Annotated in this window: 1 protein-coding gene; it reads right to left on the reverse strand. The window is 66.5% G+C overall.

Annotated elements, in window-relative coordinates; translation table 11 throughout:
- Positions 1-2,981 (reverse strand): clostripain-related cysteine peptidase (locus Q1M07_RS01115; protein WP_300449435.1); only part of this gene is annotated, 2,981 nt, incomplete at both ends.

A 2,981-nucleotide genomic window follows, 5' to 3' on the forward strand; every position in this document is an offset into this window, starting at 1 on the left:
ATGGTCAAGGTACTGCCGGAGAGGGCCAGCCGGTTGCTGGTCGCGGCGTCGAAGGTTTCGATCGTCGCGCCGGCGGCGGTCTTGAGAACGAGGCTGCCGGTACCGCGGGCGATGGGCTCACTGAAGTTGAGGACGATATGGCTGCCGGGGGCAACCCCCGTGGCGCCGTCGGCCGGGCTGAAGGTCATGACCGTCGGGGGGACGGTGTCCGTGCTCAACTCGCTGGCAAGCTTGGTGATATCAGCAAACTGAAAGTGCTCGACCTCAGAGATCACATCTGTTTCCTCTCGGCCAACCGTCTTGTCCGAGATCGTGAACTGGCCAGTGCCGGGGCTGTAGGTAACGGCATAACTTGCGTAGCTGCCCGAAAAGATGGCCGTGTCGTCGCCGGCACCGCCGAACAGCGTGTCATTCCCCGACCCACCATCGATCGTGTCGTTGCCCGCCAGGCCGCGCAGCAATGACGCGCCTGCGGTGGCGTCGACCAGGTTGTCGTTGCCGGAGCTGCCTTCGAGCACGTTGTCGGGCTGGTTCCAGATCGACAGCGAGTAGTTCGCGGTCGTCGACCCGATCCGCGACAGCACCTGGACGTAGACGTCGTTGACCTGCCGCGCGAACGCGATCCATTCGGACGACGACGACAGTGTCGACGATTCGGCGAGCAGCGTGCCGGTGACATCGAACACGCGCAGGTCGAGGCCGCCGTTGCTGGCGTCGACGATCGCCACGCGATTGGCGTTGGACTCGACCGTGCGCGCGGCACCGACGCGGAACCAGTCGCCGCCGAGGTCCGCGCCTTGCAGGTCGGCGGCATTGAAGCTCAGGTTGCACAGCGGGCCGATGCTCGACAGACTGTTGGCGTTGCCTAGCTGAATGGCCTTGGCCAGCGAGTTGTTGCCGCCGCCAGCTTCGGCGAAGTCCGGCAGCGGATCGGCCGGTACCGCGGTGCCGAAAGCGTTGATGGTGACGTTGTACGACGGAACGAGCACCCCGCCCGGGCTGCTCAGCTCGAGGTAGTACGAAGAGCCCGCCGCCAGTTGCCCCAGCGTGACGGCGCCCGACCCGGCGGCGGTGGTCCCCTGGGCGATGACGGTCTGCGCGCCGTTGAGCACGCGCGCCGAAATGGGCTTCGTCGGGTCGGTCACCTGAACCGACAGGCTGGGCACGAAGCCGTTGCCCGACGGCAGCGTGAAGCGGAACCAGTCCACGTCGGTGGCCGAGTCGATGGTCAGCGGCGGCAGGCGGTAGTTGGCCTGATTGACCACGCCCAGATCCAGCGACGCGGAGAACGTGTCGTTGCGGAAGGCACGTGCTGCGCCGGTCAGGTCGACCGTCTCGGCGAAGTCAGGGCCCGCGTCTCCGGCCGCACGGTCGGCTCCGGCGCTGCGGGCCGACGACAGGTACAGCCGCAGGAAGTCCTCCCAGTCGGTGTTGGCGACGAAGCGGTACTGGTCTGCCGTGTAACCCGAAAGCTGCGACGCGCTGGTTGGCAGCAACACGGTCAGGCCCTGGAAACCCGAAGGCCCGACATGTCGCTGGATCGAGCTGTCGATCGCCTGCGACACCGCGCGCGTCGCGGCATCGATCTGCGGGTTCGAACTGGCGGCTTCGAGGTTGGTCATGAAGTTGCCAAGGTCGACCAGGTACCTGAAGTTCTGATCAGCCACCGTGGTTCTCGATGCCGCGCTGCGCACCGCCTGCCAGTCCGCGGTCGACGCGTTGCGCATCACCGCGACAAAGGCGTTGATCGCCGACTCGATCTGCGGCACCCGTGACAGGTCGATCGCTGCCAACGTCTGGTTGCCACTGAAGAACGTGCCGTAGGCGTCGACGATGGCCGCGCCGAGGGTCGATGCATCGGCTGACGATGCGCGCGCGAACGACGTGAGAAACACGGTGTAGTCCCAACCATCACCCGGTTCGGTCTGTTCCGACGCGATCAGCTGCGTGGCCACCGGCGTCATTTCGCTAGCAATCTCCACCGATGCCATCAGGCAGGCGTCGAATCCCAGCACGTCCACGCGCTGCAGCGTGCTGGCAGCGATCGACTGCCGCACCTCGGCGTTGGTGAGGTAGCTGCTGCTGCTGGAGTCGTCGTACGCAGAACCGCCCAACGTTCCGCCGCCATGGTCCCAGATCACGACCGCGTAGTGCTGTGCCGGCAGGTTGGCAGCGCCCCAGTTGATGAAGTCGGTCAGCGTCTGTCCGCGGCCCATGTCGAGCTCGCCGACCGGTGTCAACGGGGAGTTGATCACCGTGCGGCTGCTGTCGCTGGTGATCACGCCCCTGCGCGTGTCGGTCCAGTTGCCGCTGCTGGTGTCGTAGCCCGGGTGACGGTCCACGAGGACGCCGACGCTGATGCCCGCACGCAGCGCCGCTGCCTCCATCTCGTTGACGTCGATAACCGCTGCGTCCTCGAGGTTGTTGTCACCGTCGACATAGACGAGGATCGTCCAGCTGTCGCTCGCGGCGGTGGCCCCGGCCCCGCTGGCACGGAGCTCCAGGTCGTATCGAGCCTGCGCGGTTGCCACCGAGCCCGCCACGTTGATGAAGTACTGGCCTGCGGCAACCCCGAACAGGGGCAGCGTCGCCTGCCCTGACGTGTCGGTCTGCACGGAGGCCAGTGCACGCCCCTGCGCATCGAGTACGCGGATGGTCAGGTCACCGCCAGTGGCGGACACGCGGACGTGGTCGGTCCCTGAGCCTGCGGTCGGCAAGCTGAAGCTGTACCAGTCCTGGTCACCCTGGGTGATGGTCGCATTGCTCAGGGTCTGCTGTGCCTGCCGGATCGGTGTCGCCTGAGCGCTGGAGTTGTTAGTCTCCCATGAGTCGGGGCCGAGCGCAGCGGTGGAGGCTACGTCCACCGACAGCGAGTAGTTCGGATTGGCCGCGCCGCTGTAGCCGAGCACGCGGGCGAAGTAGGTTCCCGCGGCCAGCCCGGCGAGGCTGACTTCCTCGGAATTGCCTACGCCGTTGGAGGC

It is taken from the genome of Accumulibacter sp. (assembly GCF_029255285.1).
Classification (GTDB): Bacteria; Pseudomonadota; Gammaproteobacteria; order Burkholderiales; family Rhodocyclaceae; genus Accumulibacter.